The sequence below is a fragment of the Microtetraspora malaysiensis genome, assembly GCF_050947145.1.
GTDB lineage: Bacteria > Actinomycetota > Actinomycetes > Streptosporangiales > Streptosporangiaceae > Microtetraspora_A > Microtetraspora_A malaysiensis.
The window spans coordinates 4,784,292-4,802,990 of record NZ_CP191998.1 but is presented as its reverse complement, the minus strand read 5'-3'; the positions used below and the strand labels follow the sequence as shown (position 1 = coordinate 4,802,990).

General features: G+C 69.5%; 24 protein-coding genes and 1 pseudogene. 13 read left to right on the top strand and 12 right to left on the bottom strand.

From position 1 onward, the window contains the following. Window positions 1-350 precede the first annotated feature (350 nt). Together ACQP1V_RS22810 and ACQP1V_RS22805 are read left to right on the top strand one after the other, a co-directional pair. A pseudogene (locus ACQP1V_RS22810) lies at window positions 351-1,532 on the top strand (RNA-guided endonuclease InsQ/TnpB family protein). 194 nt (window positions 1,533-1,726) lie between these two features. Then, window positions 1,727-2,290 carry a dihydrofolate reductase family protein gene (locus tag ACQP1V_RS22805; protein WP_433411512.1) on the top strand — a complete coding sequence of 188 codons (564 nt, stop codon included), beginning with the start codon at window positions 1,727-1,729 and terminating at the stop codon, window positions 2,288-2,290. A gap of 198 nt (window positions 2,291-2,488) precedes the next feature. Here the strand turns inward: ACQP1V_RS22805 and ACQP1V_RS22800 are convergent, their stop codons facing one another. Then, window positions 2,489-2,845, bottom strand: a complete 357-nt coding sequence (locus ACQP1V_RS22800) for a hypothetical protein (RefSeq protein WP_433411510.1) — start codon at window positions 2,843-2,845, stop codon at window positions 2,489-2,491. Between the two features lie 58 nt (window positions 2,846-2,903). On the opposite strand from ACQP1V_RS22800, the gene ACQP1V_RS22795 reads away from it, so the two are divergent. Next, the gene (locus tag ACQP1V_RS22795; RefSeq protein WP_433411508.1) at window positions 2,904-3,068 is read left to right on the top strand and encodes a hypothetical protein; all 165 of its coding nucleotides are present in this window, start codon (window positions 2,904-2,906) and stop codon (window positions 3,066-3,068) included. A gap of 218 nt (window positions 3,069-3,286) precedes the next feature. On the opposite strand, the gene ACQP1V_RS22790 is transcribed toward ACQP1V_RS22795, so the two are convergent. The 3 genes from ACQP1V_RS22790 to ACQP1V_RS22780 all read right to left on the bottom strand — a co-directional run bounded on the left by ACQP1V_RS22790 (window position 3,287) and on the right by ACQP1V_RS22780 (window position 4,976). After that, window positions 3,287-3,832, bottom strand: coding sequence for a DinB family protein (locus ACQP1V_RS22790; protein WP_433411506.1), 546 nt, complete (start codon window positions 3,830-3,832; stop codon window positions 3,287-3,289). Window positions 3,833-3,842: 10 nt separating this feature from the next. Continuing rightward, a complete protein-coding gene (locus tag ACQP1V_RS22785) occupies window positions 3,843-4,403 on the bottom strand; it encodes a hypothetical protein (RefSeq protein ID WP_433411504.1) in 561 nt (186 codons plus the stop codon). Between the two features lie 198 nt (window positions 4,404-4,601). Then, window positions 4,602-4,976, bottom strand: a complete 375-nt coding sequence (locus ACQP1V_RS22780; RefSeq protein ID WP_433411502.1) for a nitroreductase family deazaflavin-dependent oxidoreductase — start codon at window positions 4,974-4,976, stop codon at window positions 4,602-4,604. Between the two features lie 200 nt (window positions 4,977-5,176). Here ACQP1V_RS22780 and ACQP1V_RS22775 point away from each other — a divergent pair, with 200 nt between their 5' ends. The 4 genes from ACQP1V_RS22775 to ACQP1V_RS22760 all read left to right on the top strand — a co-directional run bounded on the left by ACQP1V_RS22775 (window position 5,177) and on the right by ACQP1V_RS22760 (window position 8,113). After that, window positions 5,177-5,791 (top strand): TetR/AcrR family transcriptional regulator, encoded by a 615-nt coding sequence (locus ACQP1V_RS22775; RefSeq protein ID WP_433411500.1) that lies wholly within the window; start codon window positions 5,177-5,179, stop codon window positions 5,789-5,791. A gap of 660 nt (window positions 5,792-6,451) precedes the next feature. Continuing rightward, a complete protein-coding gene (locus ACQP1V_RS22770; protein WP_433411499.1) occupies window positions 6,452-6,880 on the top strand; it encodes a helix-turn-helix domain-containing protein in 429 nt (142 codons plus the stop codon). Continuing rightward, complete coding sequence (locus ACQP1V_RS22765; protein ID WP_433411497.1) at window positions 6,877-7,752, top strand: alpha/beta fold hydrolase; 876 nt, start codon at window positions 6,877-6,879, stop codon at window positions 7,750-7,752. The genes ACQP1V_RS22770 and ACQP1V_RS22765 overlap by 4 nt, the downstream gene beginning before the upstream one ends. Next, complete coding sequence (locus ACQP1V_RS22760) at window positions 7,745-8,113, top strand: DUF4180 domain-containing protein (protein WP_387416747.1); 369 nt, start codon at window positions 7,745-7,747, stop codon at window positions 8,111-8,113. The genes ACQP1V_RS22765 and ACQP1V_RS22760 overlap by 8 nt, the downstream gene beginning before the upstream one ends. Before the next feature lie 15 nt (window positions 8,114-8,128). Here the strand turns inward: ACQP1V_RS22760 and ACQP1V_RS22755 are convergent, their stop codons facing one another. Continuing rightward, complete coding sequence (locus ACQP1V_RS22755; protein ID WP_433411495.1) at window positions 8,129-8,311, bottom strand: hypothetical protein; 183 nt, start codon at window positions 8,309-8,311, stop codon at window positions 8,129-8,131. Between the two features lie 231 nt (window positions 8,312-8,542). On the opposite strand from ACQP1V_RS22755, the gene ACQP1V_RS22750 reads away from it, so the two are divergent. Then, the gene (locus tag ACQP1V_RS22750; RefSeq protein WP_433411493.1) at window positions 8,543-9,187 is read left to right on the top strand and encodes a LysE family translocator; all 645 of its coding nucleotides are present in this window, start codon (window positions 8,543-8,545) and stop codon (window positions 9,185-9,187) included. 119 nt (window positions 9,188-9,306) lie between these two features. Here the strand turns inward: ACQP1V_RS22750 and ACQP1V_RS22745 are convergent, their stop codons facing one another. The 5 genes from ACQP1V_RS22745 to ACQP1V_RS22725 form a co-directional block, all read right to left on the bottom strand. Continuing rightward, on the bottom strand, window positions 9,307-9,762 hold the full coding sequence (locus ACQP1V_RS22745; protein ID WP_433411491.1) for a hypothetical protein: 456 nt from the start codon (window positions 9,760-9,762) through the stop codon (window positions 9,307-9,309). A gap of 156 nt (window positions 9,763-9,918) precedes the next feature. After that, entirely contained in the window at window positions 9,919-10,758 is an 840-nt protein-coding gene (locus tag ACQP1V_RS22740) for an alpha/beta fold hydrolase (protein ID WP_433411489.1), read from the bottom strand. Continuing rightward, window positions 10,755-11,351 carry a TetR/AcrR family transcriptional regulator gene (locus ACQP1V_RS22735; RefSeq protein ID WP_387416782.1) on the bottom strand — a complete coding sequence of 199 codons (597 nt, stop codon included), beginning with the start codon at window positions 11,349-11,351 and terminating at the stop codon, window positions 10,755-10,757. The genes ACQP1V_RS22740 and ACQP1V_RS22735 overlap by 4 nt, the downstream gene beginning before the upstream one ends. A 238-nt stretch (window positions 11,352-11,589) precedes the next feature. Then, window positions 11,590-11,970 carry a VOC family protein gene (locus ACQP1V_RS22730; RefSeq protein WP_433411487.1) on the bottom strand — a complete coding sequence of 127 codons (381 nt, stop codon included), beginning with the start codon at window positions 11,968-11,970 and terminating at the stop codon, window positions 11,590-11,592. A gap of 40 nt (window positions 11,971-12,010) precedes the next feature. Further along, entirely contained in the window at window positions 12,011-13,228 is a 1,218-nt protein-coding gene (locus ACQP1V_RS22725) for an MFS transporter (protein ID WP_433411485.1), read from the bottom strand. Between the two features lie 80 nt (window positions 13,229-13,308). On the opposite strand from ACQP1V_RS22725, the gene ACQP1V_RS22720 reads away from it, so the two are divergent. The 5 genes from ACQP1V_RS22720 (at window position 13,309) to ACQP1V_RS22700 (ending at window position 16,676) form a co-directional block, all read left to right on the top strand. Further along, window positions 13,309-14,187 carry a LysR family transcriptional regulator gene (locus ACQP1V_RS22720; RefSeq protein ID WP_433411483.1) on the top strand — a complete coding sequence of 293 codons (879 nt, stop codon included), beginning with the start codon at window positions 13,309-13,311 and terminating at the stop codon, window positions 14,185-14,187. Between the two features lie 9 nt (window positions 14,188-14,196). Next, window positions 14,197-14,346, top strand: coding sequence for a hypothetical protein (locus ACQP1V_RS22715; RefSeq protein ID WP_433411481.1), 150 nt, complete (start codon window positions 14,197-14,199; stop codon window positions 14,344-14,346). Between the two features lie 116 nt (window positions 14,347-14,462). Further along, window positions 14,463-15,035 (top strand): dihydrofolate reductase family protein, encoded by a 573-nt coding sequence (locus tag ACQP1V_RS22710; protein ID WP_433411479.1) that lies wholly within the window; start codon window positions 14,463-14,465, stop codon window positions 15,033-15,035. 218 nt (window positions 15,036-15,253) lie between these two features. Beyond that, on the top strand, window positions 15,254-15,715 hold the full coding sequence (locus ACQP1V_RS22705; protein WP_433411477.1) for a calmodulin-binding protein: 462 nt from the start codon (window positions 15,254-15,256) through the stop codon (window positions 15,713-15,715). 352 nt (window positions 15,716-16,067) lie between these two features. Continuing rightward, window positions 16,068-16,676, top strand: coding sequence for a TetR/AcrR family transcriptional regulator (locus tag ACQP1V_RS22700; RefSeq protein ID WP_387416759.1), 609 nt, complete (start codon window positions 16,068-16,070; stop codon window positions 16,674-16,676). 69 nt (window positions 16,677-16,745) lie between these two features. Here ACQP1V_RS22700 and menC read toward each other — a convergent pair whose 3' ends face one another. After that, the gene (gene menC, locus ACQP1V_RS22695) at window positions 16,746-17,852 is read right to left on the bottom strand and encodes an o-succinylbenzoate synthase (RefSeq protein WP_387416760.1); all 1,107 of its coding nucleotides are present in this window, start codon (window positions 17,850-17,852) and stop codon (window positions 16,746-16,748) included. Beyond that, window positions 17,849-18,646 (bottom strand): GNAT family N-acetyltransferase, encoded by a 798-nt coding sequence (locus ACQP1V_RS22690; protein ID WP_433411474.1) that lies wholly within the window; start codon window positions 18,644-18,646, stop codon window positions 17,849-17,851. The genes menC and ACQP1V_RS22690 overlap by 4 nt, the downstream gene beginning before the upstream one ends. Window positions 18,647-18,699 lie beyond the last annotated feature (53 nt).

The following is an 18,699-nucleotide window of genomic DNA, read 5'->3' as shown; positions in this document are numbered from 1 at the left end:
AGGCTCCGCGCCGTGCGCTGTCCGCAAACGTTCACCGGGGTCGAGGGGGCGGAGCGGAAGGGTCCGAGGACCGGGGCGTTGCAGCGTCGCGTGCAGGAATTCGGTGCGCGCCAGGACGTTCGGCCCCAGCATCGGACGGCCCATCAGCGTCGCGCTCCACGCCCACGAGCTGTTCTGCCGTCTGGCGGCCCGAGCCGGGTTCCGGGTGCTCATCGGAAACCTCCGAGGAAACCTCCGCCTTCAGGCGGAGGAGGAATCGGACTCTCTGCAGGGCAGGGCAAAGGTAGGCGATTCGCCATAAGTCGAATACGCGTTCGATTTTTGGCTGATCGCGTGGCATGATGCGCGGCATGGCGCAGACCGTGAAGCGGGCCTACAAGTACCGCTTCTCCCCGACCCCCGGACAGGCCGCCGAGCTTGCCCGGACATTCGGGTGTGTGCGCCTGGTCTACAACAAGGCCCTGCAGGAGCGGACCCGCGCCTACACGCTGGACGGCCACCGCGTCCCCTACGGGGAGTCCTCGGCTGCTCTGACGGCGTGGAAACAGACGGAGGAACTCGCCTTCCTCAACGAGGTGTCGTCGGTGCCGTTGCAGCAGGCCCTGCGCCACCTCCAGGCCGGCTTCGCGAACTTCTTCGCCAAGCGCGCCAAGTATCCGACGTTCAAGTCCCGCAAGAAGTCCCGCACGTCGGCGGAGTACACCCGCTCGGCGTTCCGCTGGCGTGACGGCCGGCTGTGGCTGGCGAAGATGGACGAACCGCTGGACATTGTGTGGTCGCGCCCCTTGCCGGAGGGATCGGAGCCGTCCACCGTGACCGTGTCGAAGGACGCGTCCGGGCGGTGGTTCGTGTCCATCCTGGTCCAGGAGAAGATCCGCCCGCTCGACCCAACCGGCAGCGCGGTGGGGGTGGACGCGGGGATCACCGCCCTGGTCACCCTCTCGACCGGGGAGAAGGTGACCAACCCCCGGCATGAGCGGGCTGAGCGGCGCAGGCTGGCCAAGGCGCAGCGGGCGCTCGCACGTAAGGCCAAGGGCAGCGCGAACCGGGCCAAGGCCCGAATCACGGTCGCCCGCGTCTACGCCCGGATCGCCGACCGCCGCCGGGACCACGTGCACAAGCTGTCGACTCGGCTCGTCCGTGAGAACCAAACGGTCGTGATCGAGGACCTGACCGTCCGCACCATGGTCAAGAACCACAGCCTGGCCCGAGCCATCTCCGACGCATCGTGGCGCGAGCTGCGGTCGATGCTGGAGTACAAAGCCCAGTGGTACGGGCGGGAGCTGGTGGTCGTGGACCGGTGGTTCCCCTCGTCCAAGCTGTGCTCGGCCTGCGGGGCGTTGCAGGAGAAGATGCCGCTGAACGTCCGTACCTGGGAGTGCGCCTGCGGCGCGGTCCATGACCGGGACGTGAACGCCGCGAAGAACATCTTGGCCGCCGGGCTGGCGGACAAGTAAAACGCCTGTGGAGCTGGTGTAAGACCTCAACGGAGACCTCCGAGCGGGCAACTGGCGGTGAAGCAGGAAGCCTGACCGGCGACGGTGGGAATCCCCCTTGTTTACGAGGGGGAGGATGTCAATGCCTGGGCCCGTCAAGCAGGCACCGGCTAGTGTTCTCGCGGCGGACTGGCATGGTGGTGAACCGGCCCTCGGTATGGCCTGACCGATGATTTTTCCGCGCCGTGCTGGTCTGTATGCCGAGTACCGACTCACAGGAGGATGACGCCATGCGGAAACTGACCTTCGCCATGAACCTGAGCCTGGACGGCTACATCGCCGCGCCCGGCGACGACCTCGGCTGGAGCGTACCGAGCGACGAGCTGTTCCAGTGGTGGTCCGACCGGGTGGGGGTGACCGGCCTGGCGCTGTACGGGCGCAAACTGTGGGAGACGATGAGCTCCCACTGGCCGACCGCCGACCAGCAGCCTGGCGCCACACCAGCGGAGATCGAGTACGCCCGCCGCTGGCGAGACATGCCGAAGGTGGTGTTCTCCTCGACGACCAGCACGGTCGACTGGAATACCCGCCTGGTCACCGGCGACGCGGTCACCGAGATCACCCGGCTCAAGGCCGAGGACGGTGGCCCCATGGACATCGGCGGCGCCACACTCGCCGCAGCGGCCATGCGGGCAGGGCTGATCGACGAGTACGTGCTAGTCACCGCACCGGTCTTGGTGGGCAACGGCACGCCGTTCTTTACGGCCCTGGACAACTGGGTGAACCTGACCCTGATGGAGACCCGGACGTTCCCCGACGGCGTACTCCTGACCAGGTACGAGACCAGACGCTGAGTACCCAACCTCGGATCGGCCCGTGCTTCGGCCACCCAAGGATCTCGTGGCGCTGTGTTCCGAGGCGATCGTGATACCCGCCCCGGATCACAGGCCGTGTATGTAAGAGCTTCACACCCGGCGCACCCAGATGCCGATCACTCACATGCCTTACATGGCTGACTGAGCCCCAAGCCGCTGACCTGCGAGTTCCATCAACTACCCCAGATAACTGGGACCTCCGGTGAGGGGCGCAGAGTCCTCGACGTCGAGGCCGCAGACCTCGGCGGGGCGGGCGCCGCACACGTAGATCGTCTCGAACAGGACCCGGTCTCGGTCCTCCGCTCCCGAAGCCGCCCCCAGCCCCAAAGTAGGTTCTGATGCGGTGCCGACGGCGGCCCGGGCGCGCCACGCCTTCGTGCGGCACCTGGCCGAGCAGTAGACCGCGTCCCGGCGGTGACGCACTCCGGCCCAGACCACCCGGCGGCAGACCGGGCAGTGCGCCCACGCATCCACTCGATCCCGCCAGTTGGTCGGCAAGGTCTCAAGCCACGCCGACGCTGCCTCCGAGATCACCGTTGCTGCCAGCAGTTCCCGACGCCGGGCGGACCGGCGTGCCCGATAGGCCCGCATCTTGCACGCCACCGAACAGTATCGGCGGCGCGCCGCCGAGCCCGCGGGCAACCGCCGCCGACACACCACGCAGCGCGCCCTCGGACTCGTGCTCAACGCGATGGTGCTGTTCTCCACCCGCTACATGGACGCCGCGCTTACGAAGCTGCGCGCGGACGGCTTCTAGGTACGGGACGCGGACGTCGCTCGGCTCTCGCCGTTCGTGCGCCACCACGTCAACGTGCTGGGCCGCTACTCCTTCCGGCTGCCCGATCTGCCCGGCGGTATGAGGCCCCTGCGTGACCCGGACGCGGCCGATGAGTAGACCGGGAGGAAGGAGATAGCCGCCGACCCCGGCCGGTCTGGCGGCACACGGCCGCCGGACAAGGTCGCCCACGGCCGAAATCAGACGCCTTCGCGCAGGTACAGGTCGCGCAGCAGGCCGATCTCGCCGCCGTGATGCGCGACCTCGACCAGAGCGTGCAGCGCGAGCTTCAGATACGTCTCATCGGCCCAACCGCCGGGGCCCATGCCTATCGGCGCCAACAGGCGCTTGTCGCCAAGGGCTGCGATCCGGGAGATGAAGTGCTCCCAGTCCTCGGCGAGCGCCTGGATGCCTTCTTTGGCGGTGCCCGGCCACACATCGCGGTCGCCGTAGTCGGGAACGTCGTCGAAGAGGTAGATCACGTAGCCTCGCAGGCAGAGGTTGCCGATGTGCCAGATGCGCCAGGCGATCGTCGTGACGGGGTCCGGCGCCTCCGGACTCGATTCCGGAAAGAGCGTGGCGACACGGAAGACGCCGTCGTCGCCGGGGCGGATGCCGATGCAGTCGCCGACCGGCTCCCAGTGGTACTCGGCGTCGGTCAGGCCCTCCAGGCGCCCGAACAGCCGGGATCGCGCGCGTTCGAAGATCGCGAGAATGTCCCGCGTGGCGGGGTCGGGCACGATCATGTCAGCCATGTCAACTCCAGGGCTCGGTGGTTCCGTGTCGGTCGGGATGATCAGGATCGACGGGTCGGCAGACTCGGTCACGTGCCGCCGCCTCGGCGTGTGTCGCCGGGTGCGAGCAGGCTGGTGAGTTCGGCGGCCGCGACTTGGCCATCAACATCAGCAGGCTCGCCCCCTGCTCCCCGAGGTGGGTCAGCCCGGAGTGCCGGAACTCGTGCAGATCCCAGCCTGTGCCCGGCCCGGGGCAGCGGTGAGTGACGAACACCGGGCCGCGGGTGCGGTTCTTCAGCAGCCGGGCGGTGCCGGCGTCCCAGTACACGGGCTCCAGCACGAAATCCTCGCGGGCCTGGCCGCGGCGGCGGGCCTTGGACTGCGCGCCTTTGGCCTTCACCAGCGCGCGGCGGCCAGCGAAGTCCAGGTCCTCGATGTTCAGCGGCAGGATCTCCTCCGCCCGCGCCACGGTCTCATACAGCATCCGGTAGAAGCACTTCTCCCGCAGGTGCACCTCGCGGCGCTCCCGCGCCGACACCGCCCGCGTGAACCTGGGGTACGCCGTCCGATCGATCGACGCCACCCGAACCCCCGGAAACCGTCACGAACGGCACGGACACCGAGATCCTAACGACCAGCGATCACACCCGCGGCCCGTTTCTGCCGTACTCCGGTCGGCACCCCCAGTGAAGCGGGCTTAGCGAGGACCGCAGGTTCCCTTCTGGCGAAATGACTGATCCGGCCAAGATTCGCGGACACCCCACCCAGTAGGCGTCGATCGTCAGTGTGTGACGAGGTCCATGCGGAGGAACTCGGTGATGCGGAGCAGCCTCGGCGGGCGCGCCACCTCATCGGGGAGGGCCTGGAACGCCTCGGCTTCCCCGACGAGGCGTGGGGCGGTGAGTTCCACCTCCCTGCCGTCGGCCCGGAGCCGCGCACCGTCGGCCGCCAGGACGTTCTGCACCCAGTCCGAGCGCGATCCATACACCAGCACGAACAGGTAGCCGCCGTCGACAGGATGTGCGTCGAGCGGCGTGCGGTACGTCGCACCGGAGGCGCGGCCGACGTGAATCAGTACCGGCCACTTCCCGCCCGCGATCGCGCGAGGGTTGAACACCCTCTTGTTCACGTGCCCCCACCACTTCGGCATCGGCATCGGGATCTCCTTGTCCCACCCCGGCGGGGCGCGTCGCAGGTCAGGCATTCACCGAGCCGCCGGCTGATGCCGGCCCCGGAGGACTTACACCTGTAAGGCGGCTTACGCATGTAAGGCTGGCTTACGCTTGTAAGGTTGTCAACCGCCCATGCCCCGGAGCCGTCGTGTCGCCACCACTACAACCGCTCAGCAGAGGTCTCGTGCTGGAAGCCGCGATCCGGGTCGCGGATCGCGGCGGCGTCGAGGCGATCACGATGCGACGGGTGGCGCAGGAACTGGGCGTGGAGGCGATGTCGCTCTACCACCACGTACCGAACAAGGACGCGATCCTCGACGGCGTGGTCGACATGGTGTTCGCGGCGATCGAGCTGCCCGGTGCCGAGTTCGACGACTGGCGCGACGCGATCCGTGCGCGCGCTTCCTCGGCACGCGCGGTCCTGTCCCGGCACAGCTGGGCTCTGGGCCTGATGGATTCTCGTCGCAACCCGGGACCGGCGACCCTACGCCACCACGACGCCGTCCTCGGCGTCCTGCGGAAGGCGGGGTTCACGCTGCCGATGGCCGCGCATGCCGTCTCGCTCATCGACAGCTACGTCGGCGGGTTCGTCCTCCAGGAGGCGAACCTGCCGGTGATGACGCCGGACGACGTCGAGGAAGTGGCCGGCGGCATCCTTGAGCACCTGCCGGCGGACGAGTTGCCGTACCTCACAGAGATGATCGTCGACCACGCCCTGCGGCCGGGCTATGACCACACGAGCGAGTTCGGCTATGGCCTGGACCTGATTCTGGATGGGCTCGAAGCTCGCCGGAGGTAGAGCTTCCGGCACCGCCATGGTCGCCGGCCCGCGTTCCTGAACGTGAAAAGTGCCCTTGATGGACGCTGGCAGGACCTCGGGCGAGCCCTGTCCTTTCCGTTCAAAGGCACTTCTCTTCACCGCATGTTCATCAGCAGCAGACGGGCACATCGGCCGACGCGGACGATGCGACGGCCACGCCACCGGCCGTGGCGGACACGGCGAACAGCAAGGCGGCCGCCAGGCGTACGAACGTGCGCTTCATGGGATCTCCTTCGTTGGCAACAGCCGGCCACCTCGGTCCGGGGGTGGATCCGACGGCGACCGCGCCGGTTCGTAGACGACGATGCGCGGCCGACCTTGGACAATCCTTGCGAACAACCTTGAATCGGCGGCTCGGAACCGTCGCAGACTGACGATCGAGAGGTGGGGTGTCGGCACTCCGCCGCCGAGCCCGCCCGCGACGCCGCACATCGCCACGTACGCCGGTGCTCGCCCCCCCGGCCAGGCCGGGGGCGATGGTGTCATCCAGACGGGGCGCCGACAGGGCGCCGTTCAGGGGCACGCTCACGGGCCCGCTAACCCAAACCTTCCCTATCATCATCTATACTGCGCAATATTGGGCATTTAGGGAGTGATAGGGTATAAAACGTCATAAGGCGGGCCTCGGAGGGGGATGCGGTGGCGCAGCAGTACTACTCGGTCGACCAGGTGGCGGAGCTGCTTGATCTCCACGTCAGGACCGTGCGCGGCTACGTGCGGGACGGCCGGTTGAAGGCGGCCCGCATCGGCAAGCAGTACCGGATCACGCGCGAGGATCTGGAAGCGTTCACCGGCGGCTCGGCGCCGTCCCCGTCCCCGTCCCCGGCGGAGCCGAGGGCCGAGGTGTCCGGCATCGTGCAGATCGACGGGATCGACCGCGACGCCGCGTCCCGCCTGGCCAACGCCCTCATCGCCACCGTCAACAGCCCGCGCACGGACGTTCGCCTGCACGTCCAGACCGTCTACGACGAACAGAGAGCCGCGCTGAAGGTCGTCATCCTCGGCGGCCTGGAGGACACCGCTGAGCTACTCAAAATCATCGAAGCGTTGATCGGACCATCGAAATGAGCGACATTTACAAATCTGCCGAGGGCGAGCGCGTTCTGCGGGAGCGCTACCTCGCCTACCTGGACCGATGGCCGGTGCCCGCCGACCGGCTGCGCGTGCCGACCCGCCAAGGGGAGACGTTCGTCATGGCGAGCGGCCCCGAGGACGCGCCGCCGCTGGTTCTGTTGCACGGCTCCGGCGCGAACGCCGCGATGTGGATGCCCGACGTGCCGGTGTGGGCGCAGCACTTCCGCGTTCTCGCCGTCGACATGATCGGCGAGCCGGGCCTGAGCGCGCCCTCGCGCGCGCCCCTGGACTCCGACGCCCACGCGCTGTGGCTGGACGACGTGCTGGAGGCGCTGGGCGTCCGGAGCGCGGCGTTCGCCGGGACCTCGCTCGGCGGCTGGCTGGCCCTCGACTACGCCATCCGCCGTCCGGAGCGGGTCGAGCGGCTGGCGCTCCAGTGCCCGGGCGGGGTCGGCCGGCAGAAGTACGGTCTGCTGCTGGCGTCAGTGCTGCTGCTGCCGTTCGGCCGGTGGGGCAGGCGGCTGACGATGAACCGGGCCATGGGAGCCGCGTCAACCGGGGCGACGCCGGAGGACCGGGAGCGCAGCGAATATGTGATGCTCGTCCACCGGAACTTCCGGCCACGGATGGAGAAGCTGCCGATCTTCGGCGACGACGCCCTGCGCGGCCTGACCATGCCGATGCTGGTCGTCCTCGGCGGCCGGGACGCGCTGATGGACTCCCACGAAACCCGCCGCCGCCTCCAGCAGGCCGTGCCGCACGCACGGATCTCCTTCCTCCCCGAGGTCGGCCACCTGATCACGGAGCAGACGCGGCCGATCCTGGAGTTCCTGCTCGCGCGGGAAGGAGCGGCATCCAGTGGCTGACACCCTGCGGGACTTCGACGGCACCGCCGTCCTGGTGTGCGCGGCGGACGGCGATTCGCTGCGTGGGGAGCGCGACGCGACCGACGTCATCGGCGAGGCCATGTACCTGGGCGCGGCCTGGGTGGCGGTGCCGGTCGAGCGGCTGCACGACGACTTCTTCCGGCTGCGCACCCGCGTCGCCGGCGACTTCCTCCAGAAGTTCGTCAACTACCGCCTCGGCGTGGCCGTCGTCGGCGACGTCTCCCCGTACACCGAGGCCAGTACGGCGTTGCGCGACTTCGTCCGCGAGAGCAACCGCGGCACGCACGTCTGGTTCGTCCCCGACACCGAGGTGTTGCGCCTGCGCCTCACCGGGGCGTGACCCACGCGTCACAGCTCATGCCGCGCGGGCTTCGAACCACATCGAGCCGAGATCGTGTCCAGCGGTGAGACGCACGTCGGCGTCGAGGGCCGCGGCGAGGTGGCGGTGATCACGTTCGCAGACTTTCTGCGCCCGTACCGCCCGGTCGATCTGCCTCTGATCATGCTGTCTGGTCTTGCGAAAGACCGTGAGCAACACAATTGTCCTTTCCGGAGTACACCAGAGTGCGGCGTTTCCGCATGTTCCGTTACATCGGCCCGGACCTGTGGGGCGTCAGCGGATGGGGACCGGCTCTGCTGCGGCGCGGTCGTCGAAGTCGCGGCGGGCCACGAGGATTTGCCAGGCATGATCCATCGACCAGTCCGCGATGGCGGGCGTCAACGCAAAAGGCGTTGAACGGGCAGAACACGCACCACCATGATTCGCCTCATGGATCTCATCTCCTCTCTGCCCGCCTTCGCCCTTGCCGTGGTGCTGATCTCGGCATCGCCGGGCCCGGCGATGGCGCTGATCCTGCGCCGTGCGGCCCTGCACGGTTTCTCCGGCGCGGTGCCCACGGTGCTGGGCCTGGAGGCGGGCCTGTACCTGTGGGCGTTGCTCGCCGCCGCCGGGCTCACCACCCTGGTGGCCGCCTCAGAGGTGGCCTTCCTGATCCTGCGGGTGGTCGGCGCGGGCTTCCTGCTGTACCTCGGGATCAAGGCCTGGCGCAGCCGCGACACAGGCAAGGCGGCCGAGAAGGTGGCGGCCGGTGAGCAGGAGCCCGGCTCGTCACCGTCATGGTGGAGGGCGTTCGGCGAGGGATCGGTGGTGATGCTGGCAAACCCGAAGATCGCCGCCTTCATGATCGCGTTCTATCCGCAGTTCGTGCCGGCCGACCGGCCGCTGTTCGCCACGACCGCGCTGTTCGCCGTGCTCCAGGTGGCCGTCGAAACCGTCCTGTATCTGACGCTGGCGGCCGCGGTCGGGCGGGCCGGCGCGTGGTTCCGCCGCCCGGTGATCCGGCGTCGGCTGGACGCCGTCAGCGGCACGGTCCTCATCGCCCTGGGCCTGCGCCTGGCGGCTGAGAGCCGCTGACGATCAGGGCCGAGCAGCGGGCCCACTTCCGAAGGACCGGCCTACGAGGAGGGCGGCGCGCCGGCTTCTCCGGAAGCGGGAGCCTCTTGCGGCTGCCGGACGTCCGTGCAGTTGGGCGCTTACGTAGTTGCCGTGGGCCCTGCGGAAATATGGCGTGACGTCCCTGGTTGCCGGGCCGACCGCGTCGCGTCGTCGTCGCGTATCCCCGCTGTCCTTCGTACGAAGGGCCGATCGGTGTCCCATATTTCGTGTGCAGGTCCAGCCGTCCGCATGACGACGTCCAGGACGCGCTCGGCGTCCGCGGCGTAGGCGTTGCTGAACCCGCCGGTGAAGTTCGCGGGCAGGGCCGCAAGCAGATCGAGGGGCGGATCCACGAGGGCCATGTCCAGCGCGGACGCCACCGCGTCGGCGAAGCGTTCGCCGCCGTACAGGTGGGTGCGTCCTCTCAGGTCGGTCGGGATCGGAGGCCCGGGCAGTGTGCGCACGTCCATGCCCCGCCGCACGGCGGCCTCCGCCAGGAGCTGGCCCGTCGTGGTCGCGCGCGGCGGAAGCAGGAACGACCGACGTGTGCTCACCCGGGAATTCTCCCAGCGCGAAGAGCGCCCGGCGCAACAAGGTTTCCAGCGGCCCGCGCCGAAAATCGTGAGGTTCGCAACACCTCACCTGCGTCCCGGTGACACCCTCGCGGTGCCGTCCTTGGACCGGCTCGCCAACGTCCGTGGTCAGTACAACTAGGTGCTCAGCACCTTGCGGAGCAGCTCGCCGAACTCGGCGGGGTGCGTGCTGAGGCCCGTGTGCCCGCCGGGGAAGTGGATGAGCTCCGTGCCGAGCAGCTCGGCCAGGAAGGCGGCGGAACGATAGGGGAGTTCACCGTCTGAGTCCGCTCCGCCCGCGAGCACGAGCCGGTCCGACAGGGCCCTCAGACGATCCATGTCCGGGGCGTAGGCCATGAAGCTCGGCACGATACGCCCGATGAAGTAGGGCATGTCGGCCATCGTCCGCTCCGCTCGCGCCGCCGCCTGGGGCGGTAGCTCGGTGGCCGCCCGGACGTCGACGGGTGGGGCGCCGGGACGTCGGAGGCCCGCCGCGAACTCGGCGGCCGCGGGCATCAGCCCGTCCCGGTGGAACGCGTCCTGGACACGGGCGAGCATCGCGTGGTGCACGGCGGCGTCGGGCAGCACCTCCACCATCGGAGGCTCGTGCGCGACGACGCGTTCGACCCGCTCGGGATGGGTGGCGAGCAGGTGCAGCGCGACGATCGCCCCCGAACTGCAGCCGGCCACGTGGGCGGGCGCGTCCGGAGACAGCAGCTCCAGCAACCGGAACGCGTCGTCGGCGTGCTGCGCGACCCGCTGCCGGGCCTCCGGGTCGTCGAGCGGGCTGCGGGACAGGCCGCGTGGGTCGTAGGACGCGACCGTGTAATCGGCGGCCAGGTCGTCGGCGACGCCGTCATAGGAAGCCGCACCGCCCGTGCCGCCGGGGATCAGCAGTAGGAGCGGGCCCCGGCCGCGCACCTCGTAGTGCAGGGTGGCGCCGTCCACGCGCAGGTGGTCGATGGTCGGGCTGGTCACGCCGGCTCTCCTTCGTCGTCGTGTGCGGGCCAGTGCTCCAGGAGGGTGTGCAGGCCGTCGAGGCAGCGCGCCCAGGTGTCCTCCACTGGGCGCGCGTGCGCGAACCCGCCCGCGGCCTCGAGGCTGATGAAGCCGTGGAGCGTGCTGCGCAGCAACCGGACCGCGTCGGTCAGGTCAGGCTCGTCCAGTGCGTAGGCGCGCAACATGCTGTAGGTCAGCTCGACCGCGCGCCGCGGCCCGGGCGCCCGGGCCAGGAGCTCGGGATCGATCTGTATCGGGATCTGCGTCGCCGTGTACCGGCCTGGGTGGTCGTGGGCGTACTGCCGGTAGGCGTTCGCGTACGCGACCAGCGCGTCCTTCCCGGCCCGCCCGGCGATGGCCTCCGCGATGCGGATGGTCTTCTCGTCCGCCGCCAGCAGTGCGATCCGCCCGCGCAGGTCCTCGAGGTTGCGGACGTGCGCGTAGAGGCTGGCGTCTTTCACCCCGAGTCGTCGCGCCACCGCGGACATGGTCACGTGGTCGAGCCCGACATCGTCCGCCAGTTCGGCGCCGGTGAGCGTCACCCGATCCGCCGTCAATCCGGCCCGGGCCATGGCGCACACCACCCTTCTCCTAGAATCCTTTGGCTTTGTCTAGTAACTCTAGTTTAAACCTAGTGGTCCTAGGATAGCCAGACAAGTCACATGTTGGGCAACGGAATATCGGTTGCCCACGCTCCGGAGCCATGGCCAGGAGTGACGCCCTCCGGCGCGGACCGGCGCGCCGAGATCAGGGGAGAGCGGAGCTGCGCGCCGATCGCGGGATCGCGTGGCCGACCGGCCCCGGCACGACTCACCGCTCGGCGTCCTGGGGGTACCAGCGCAGCTCGACGGTGTTGCCGTCCGGGTCCTGCACGTACACCGACTGCGCGACGCCGCGTGCGCCGAACCGGCTGACCGGCCCCTCCAGCACGGCGAAGACGCCGGAATCGATCACCTGCTGCCAGTCCACAGGATCCACGACAAGGCAGATGTGGTCCACGTTGGACTCACCGCGCGGGCGGTGGACCAGGTCGATGATGGCGGACTCGTTGACCCGCACCGACGGGAAGGGCGCCTTGCCCGCCCGCCACTCCGCGACCCGCTCCTCCTCAAGTCCGAGGGTTCCCGCGTAGAACTCCAGCGCCCGCTCAACATCCCGCACGTTGAGCACCAGGTGATCAAAGGCTTTCACGTGCACTGACAATCTCCTTCGTCAGGGTTGGAGGACTGGCCTACATACCGGCGGGTGCCAACGCGTCGTCGGGGACGGTGCGTGCGGTCTTCCGGCGGGTGCCGAGCGTGAGGAGCAGCGCGGCCGCGGTCAGTGCCAGGCCGAACCAGACGACACTTGTGACGCCCAGATGGTCGGCGAACAGTCCACCGAAGAGCGCGCCGAGCGCGATGGACGTGTTGTAGGCCATGGTGTTGAGGGACATCGCGGCTTCGAAGGTGTCGGGTGCGGCGGCCTGCGTCATGTTGAGCTGGCACAGCTGCACGACGCCGAAGGAAACTCCCCAGAGGATCAGCGAGATGATCGAACCGGCCGGCCCGTGACCGACCGTGAGCAGCAACAGCAAGGACACCACGAGTCCCGCGAGGCCGGCGATGAAACTGCCCCGCAAGCTCTTGTTCACCGTGTATCCGGCGATGAAGTTCCCGGCCGCGCCTCCTGCACCGTAAAGCACCAGAAGCACGGTGATGAAGAGGGGCGTGGCGGATGCGCTCTGCTCCAGGAAGGGGCGCACGAACGTGTACGCGCCGAAATGGCCGAGCACGAAGAGGACGACGGTGAACAGCACCAGACGCAGCGGCACGTTCTTCAGCGGGAGTCCGAAGACTTCGCGCGCCGAGACCGCGTTCGTCGACGGCAGCGAGGGAATGGTGGCGACGACGGCGAGGAGCACCAGCGCGCCGAGACCGGCCCAGATGAGAAGCGTGGTCCGCCAGTCGGTGAGGCTTTCCAGAGCTGTTCCCAGCGGCATGCCCACGACCGCGGCGATCGAGATGCCGGACATCGCGACCGCGGCCGCCCGGCTCGCGTGGCGTTCCGGAACGAGGCGCATCGCCATGCTCACGCCGATGGCCCAGAACACGCCGTTGGCGAATCCCATGATGAGCCGCGTCGCCAAGACCAGCGGATAGTTCGGCGAGATGGCGGTGATCAGGTTGCCCAGGGTCAAAATCGACAGGAGGGTGGTCAGCAGAACGCGCCGGTTGACGCGCCTGGTCCAGGCCACGATGAACGGCACGCCCAGCCCGGCTGACACGCCGTACAGCGTGACCATCAGCCCGGCAATGCCTACGGAAATGCTCAGGCTTGTGCTGATCGGAGTAAGCAGGCCGACGGGCATCAATTCCGTGGTGAGGAAGACGAACAGACTGGCGGTGATCGCAGAAACCCCAAGCCATGACCGCAAGGTCGAGTGAGGGTGTCTATCGCGGGTGGTCATGGATCAAGGATGCGCGAGCATCGATCAATGAGTCCAACGCATACTTTTCATCGTGATCGATCGTGATGCACGATGGTTCGATGGAGCTGCAACAACTGAGGTACGTCATCGCGGTCGCGGAGACCAACAACTTCACCCGGGCCGCCGAACGCTGCCGGGTCGTGCAGTCGGCGCTGAGCCATCAGATCGCCGGCCTGGAACGGGAGCTGGGCGCCCGGCTGTTCGAGCGCACCAGCCGGCGCGTACGGCTGACGGCGGCCGGAGAGGCGTTCCTGCCCGCGGCCCGCGAGTGTCTGGAGGCCGCGGACCGCGCGCGGGCCGAAGTCGCGGCCGCCAGCGGGGAGGTCCGCGGGCGGCTCGCCGTCGGCGCCATCCCCACGGTCGCGGCCGTCAACCTGCCGGTTGCCCTGAGGGACTACCGCCGACGCTATCCGCGGGTGCAGATCACGCTCGCATCGGCGGGTAGCGAAGACCTGATCGAGCGGGTCCGGCGAGGCGACGTCGACGTCGCGTTCCTCGGCCTGCCGCCTCGCGCGGAACCGAAGGGCGTCCAGAGCCGCCGGCTCGGCGGAGGCGAACTGGTCGCCGTGGTCACGCAGGATCACCACCTGACGGAGAACGAGGTAGACCTGCGGAGCCTGGAGGACGAACCGTTCATCGACTTCCGCGTCGGCGCGGCCGGGCGAGCACAGTCGGACGAGGCCTTCGCGGCAGCAGGCGTCCAACGTGAGGTGCCCTTCGAGGTGTCGTCCGCCGAGTTCATGGTCGATCTGGTACGGCAAGGCCTCGGAGTGGGCATGCTGCCGGCCGCGTACGCGCCGCGCTTCTCCGACCTGCGCATGATCCGCCTTCGCGATGCCCCGACGCGGGTGGAGCACCTGATCTGGGACAGTCGGCCGACCCCGGCGGCCACGGCGTTCCTTGAGCTGATTCGTGCCGATCATGAGGGCCGATCATGAGGGCTGATCATGAGGAAGGTGCCTCCCGTCGAGCCGCGCCGAACGGGAGGCCTTCTTCGCGCGCCCGGCCGTGCGCGCGGAGTGCAGTTCCTCGGCGAGAACACCTCGATCGCGGATCCCACCGCCGGGCACCTGGCGCACCTGGTCCCCGGCCGGTGACCGGCATGTGGTCCCGGCTGCTCGGCGACAGCCGCTACCTCGTGCTGGCCACCGCCGATCGCCAGAGCCGCACATCATCATGAGATCCATGCTCAGGACAGGAAAGAAGGCTCCCCATGGGTAAGCTCGTCTACTCGATGATCACCTCCCTCGACGGCTACACGAGCGACAGGGACGGCGACTTCGGCTGGGGCCGCCCCGACGAGGAGTCGCACAGGTTCGTCAACGAGCACGGGCGATCGATCGGCACGTACCTGTACGGCCGCCGGATGTACGACACGATGGCCTACTGGGAGACCGCGCACACGGTGCCCGGCCAGGAGCCGTTCATCCTGGAGTGGGCACGGATCTGGCGGGCCGCCGACAAGATCGTCTACTCCACGACGCTGCGGGAGGTGGCCGGCGAGCGGACCCGGATCGAGCGGACGTTCGACCCGGAGGCGGTGCGGAGGCTGAAGGCCGAGACCGACCTCGACATCGCGGTCGCCGGGCCGCACCTGGCGGCGCAGGCGATCCGGGCCGGGCTGGTCGACGAGTACCACCTCTTCGTCGGACCGGCGATCGTCGGCGGCGGCACCGCGTTCTTCCCCGACGACGTACGCGTCGACCTGAAACTGCTGGACGAGCGGCGCTTCGGTAACGGCATGGTCCATCTGCGGTACGGCGTCAGGGGCGTCGCACGGGGCTGAAGCGCCGGCACCATCCCGACCGGCTCACTCTCCGCCGCCTTCCAGCCGATCGCAACCGGGCGCGGCGGCCGCCCGCGAGCTGCCGTCCCCCGCAGAGGCTGTCGCCGACCAAGTCAGCATCATCTGACCACCAGGCAAGTATTACTCTAAGTAGTTAGCTGATTACTCTTCGTAGCGGTCGGGTTGGGCCTCACTCAACCCCCGTACCGGAGGTGTCCATGCCAGGTCCCGTCCACAAGATCGGCGTTTCGCTCGCCGCGGCAGCACTCGCCATCCTGACCGCAGCGTCTCCAGCCACAGCGGAGACAGCGGCAAGCGCGGCACGACAAGCCGAGCCGGCGGCGTACTTCGTGATGACCGATGTCACTCACGAGCAATTCGTCATCCAGCTCACCGACCCCGACAAGATCCAGCACGCCCGCGACCTGCTCAGCGGCGCGACACTGGACCGGCCCCACGTCGTCGGCAGGATCGCGAAGTGGCCCGTCCCATACAACCCCCGCTGGAGCTACCACTACCAGCCCGAGACCGTCAACTTCTTCGATAACGCCATTGAGGTGTGCGACGCGACGATCCCCTACGTCGAGGACCACCTGGACGAGGCAGGCGGCGCGTTCCTTCCCGGGCTCGTGTGGTGCCCGTGGAGCTCGCGGCTGGTCAGGGAACTTCCCGCACGTTAACCGCCGTCAATACCGCGGCGCCGGGCCCGGCAGAGGCGACTCAACGCCGAGCCGACCCGGCGCTCTGACGGCGCTGGGGGCCGACCTGCTGGCGGCCGTACTGCGCTGAGTAGCTTCGGTCTGCCAGAACGCGGGCGACCGCCGCCTGCACCGACCTGGTCTTCCATGCCGTCCTGGGAGCGCTGGTAGAGCCGCCCCGAGCGGCCGTGGAAGATCTTCCGGGCGAGGGCGTGGCGGCCCTCCTGGAGCCATCCTGCCTCCCGGGTACGACAGACCCGCCGCAGCGGGCCCGGCCCGGCAGCGGCGGGGGAGGATATCCTCACGAGGTTTTCCTTCTGAATGCGATGGGCGGATGACTGACCGGACCAGGACGCAGGAGCGTGGCCGTCAGGCGCGCCGCACGGTGTTGGAGGCCGCGCTGGCCGAGATCGCGGAGCGGCCGGTGGCCGAGATCCAGGTCCAGCAGATCGCCGACCGTGCCGGGATGAGCCCGGCGCGGGTTCTGTATTACTTCCAGTCGAGGGACCGGATCCTCGCCGAGACCTTCCGCTGGAGCGAGCGCGTGCTGGCCGAGCGGCGGGCGCGCGAGCTGGACGGGGTCACCGATCCGGAGGAGCGGCTGGATCGCTACGTCCGGCTCTACCTGCCCGAGGACAGTCACGACGTCTCCTGGAAGCTCTGGCTGGAGGCCTGGCTGCGCTCGGTGACCAATGAGGAGATGAGCCGGACGGCGGACGAGATCGACAGCGGCTGGATGCGGGATCTCACCGCGATCATCGATGACGGCGTGGCGAGTGGGGTCTTTCGCGCGGTCGCCGTCGAGGAGTTCCTTCCGTGGTTCAACGCGCTGCTGGACGGCTTGGCGGTCCACGTGCTCATCGGGCGTCTCAGCCGGGACCGGGCCGTGCGGACCGCGCTGGGACGTGTCACCGATGAGCTGCGCATCACGCCCACGCCTTGAACTCTCGAAGTCTCACGAGTGCGAACGGCCGCCCGCCTCCGGCGCGAGGGGCGGGCGGCCGCCGGGTGTTCAGGGAGCGGGGATCCACTCCGTCGCCGTGGTGAGCGCCTCCAGGTCGGACGGCTCGGGCGTGATGCCGATGCCGGGCCCGGCCGGCACTGCCAGTTCGCCGTCCACCAGCGTGAACGGCGCGGTGATGTCCCGCTGGTAGTACCTCGCGGTGGCGGAGATGTCGCCCGGCAGGGTGAACCCGGGCAGCGCGGCGAGCGCCAGGTTGGCGGCCCGGCCGAGCCCGGTCTCCAGCATCCCGCCGCACCACACGGGCAGGCCGTGGGCGGTGGCGACGTCGTGGATGCGGCGCGCCTCCAGATAGCCTCCGACCCGGCCCGGCTTGATGTTGATGATGGAGCACGCGCCCTGCCGGATCGCGGTGACGGCGTCGCGGGCCGAGGTGATGCTCTCGTCGAGGCAGATCGGGGTGCCGATCATGGCCGCGAGCCGGGCGTGCGCGTGCAGGTCGTCGGGGGCGAAGGGCTGCTCGATCATGGCCAGTCCGTACGCGTCCAGCTCGGCGAGGTGGCGGGCGTCGGCGGGACGGTAGGCGGTGTTGGCGTCGACGGTGAGCATCACGCCCGCGCCGAAGGTCTCCCGGACCCGGGCGACGGGTTCCAGGTCCCAGCCGGGCTCGATCTTCAGCTTCACCCGGGCGTACCCGGCCGCGAGGTGGCGGTCCACGGTGTCGAGCAGTTCGTCGATGGTGTCCGTGATGCCGACCGAGACGCCGACCGGGAGGCTGCGCCGTACCGCGCCCAGGTAGGCGGCGAGGGACATGCCCCGGGCGCGCAGCCAGGCGTCGAGCACGGCGGCCTCGACCGCCGACTTGGCCATGGGGTGGCCGCGCAGATGGCGCAGGGCGGGCGCGACGGCGGCCGGGTCCAGGTCGATCGGGAAGAGCGCGGGGACGAGGAAGCGGCGGATCACGTCGGCCGCCCCCTCCAGGTATTCGGGGGAGTAGGTGGGCTCGTCCTCGGCGGCGCACTCCGCCCACCCCTCGCCTTCGTCGGTCGCCACGCGTACGAGCAGGGCGTCGCGCACGGTCTGGGTACCGAGGGAGGTGCGGAACGGGGTGACGAGCGGGAGCGCGACGCGGCGCAGTTCGACGCCTTCGAGCTTCACGCGGCGGCTCCCCGGGTGAGCAGGTACCACCCGGAGCGGGTGAACCCGGCGATCCGGTAGCCGTCGGCGAGCGCGCCGCCCAGCGCGTCGCCGAGGGCGGTCCGCCAGTGCCTGGCCGCGCCGGGGTCGTCCGCGCGTAGCCGCTCGACGTCCGGCGGGGTCGCGCAGCGCAGCGACGGCGCGCCCCCGCCGGCGCGTACGGCCCCGGCCTCGTCGAGGATCGGCACGGCGGCGGGCGCGGTGACGGGGGGCGCCGCGGCGGACGCGATACCGGACGCGGGGACGGGCCAAGTGACGAGGAGCCGGTCGGAGGCGTCGCCGTCGTTGATGCCGTCGCTCAGCGGGCCGTAGAAGTCGGGCAGGTACTCGACGGCGGTCGCCCCGAGCCGGGTCAGGTTGAAGTAGGCGTTGCGGCGGACCAGCGGGTCGAAGGTCCAGGTGATGGCGGTCAGGCCGCGTTCGGCCGCCCAGGCGCGTTGGTGTCGCTTGAGCGCCAGGCCGACGCCTCGCCCCTGCGCCTCCCGGGCCACTCCGGCGATGTGGGAGTGCAGGGTGCCGCCGGCGGCGAGGAACCCGGCGGCGACCCCCACCAGCTCGTCGTCGAGGAAGGCGCCGCCGACGTAGCCGCCGGTGTGGGCCAGGGCGCACATCATGTCCAGGGCGAGGGGCGCGTCGTCGCCGGGCTGGGTGCCCCAGGTCCGGCGCAGCAGCCGGTCGGCCCGCTGGAGGTCGGAGGTGGCGTGCAGGGACAGGAGGCGTACCCCGGCCGGAGCCGGGGCGAGGAGTTCGACCATGCCCCACAGCATCCCGCCGGGGGAGCGCACGCCGCGTTGGCGCGGACGCCGAA

Coding starts and splice junctions, on each gene's coding strand:
- ACQP1V_RS22805 (WP_433411512.1), top strand. CDS start 1,727: ATGCGGAAACTGACCTTCGCCATGAACCTGAGCCTGGACGGCTACATC.
- ACQP1V_RS22790 (WP_433411506.1), bottom strand. CDS start 3,832: ATGATCGTGCCCGACCCCGCCACGCGGGACATTCTCGCGATCTTCGAA.
- ACQP1V_RS22780 (WP_433411502.1), bottom strand. CDS start 4,976: ATGCCGATGCCGAAGTGGTGGGGGCACGTGAACAAGAGGGTGTTCAAC.
- ACQP1V_RS22765 (WP_433411497.1), top strand. CDS start 6,877: ATGAGCGACATTTACAAATCTGCCGAGGGCGAGCGCGTTCTGCGGGAG.
- ACQP1V_RS22750 (WP_433411493.1), top strand. CDS start 8,543: ATGGATCTCATCTCCTCTCTGCCCGCCTTCGCCCTTGCCGTGGTGCTG.
- ACQP1V_RS22735 (WP_387416782.1), bottom strand. CDS start 11,351: ATGGCCCGGGCCGGATTGACGGCGGATCGGGTGACGCTCACCGGCGCC.
- ACQP1V_RS22725 (WP_433411485.1), bottom strand. CDS start 13,228: ATGACCACCCGCGATAGACACCCTCACTCGACCTTGCGGTCATGGCTT.
- ACQP1V_RS22720 (WP_433411483.1), top strand. CDS start 13,309: ATGGAGCTGCAACAACTGAGGTACGTCATCGCGGTCGCGGAGACCAAC.
- ACQP1V_RS22715 (WP_433411481.1), top strand. CDS start 14,197: ATGAGGAAGGTGCCTCCCGTCGAGCCGCGCCGAACGGGAGGCCTTCTT.
- ACQP1V_RS22710 (WP_433411479.1), top strand. CDS start 14,463: ATGGGTAAGCTCGTCTACTCGATGATCACCTCCCTCGACGGCTACACG.
- ACQP1V_RS22705 (WP_433411477.1), top strand. CDS start 15,254: ATGCCAGGTCCCGTCCACAAGATCGGCGTTTCGCTCGCCGCGGCAGCA.
- ACQP1V_RS22700 (WP_387416759.1), top strand. CDS start 16,068: ATGACTGACCGGACCAGGACGCAGGAGCGTGGCCGTCAGGCGCGCCGC.
- ACQP1V_RS22690 (WP_433411474.1), bottom strand. CDS start 18,646: ATGGTCGAACTCCTCGCCCCGGCTCCGGCCGGGGTACGCCTCCTGTCC.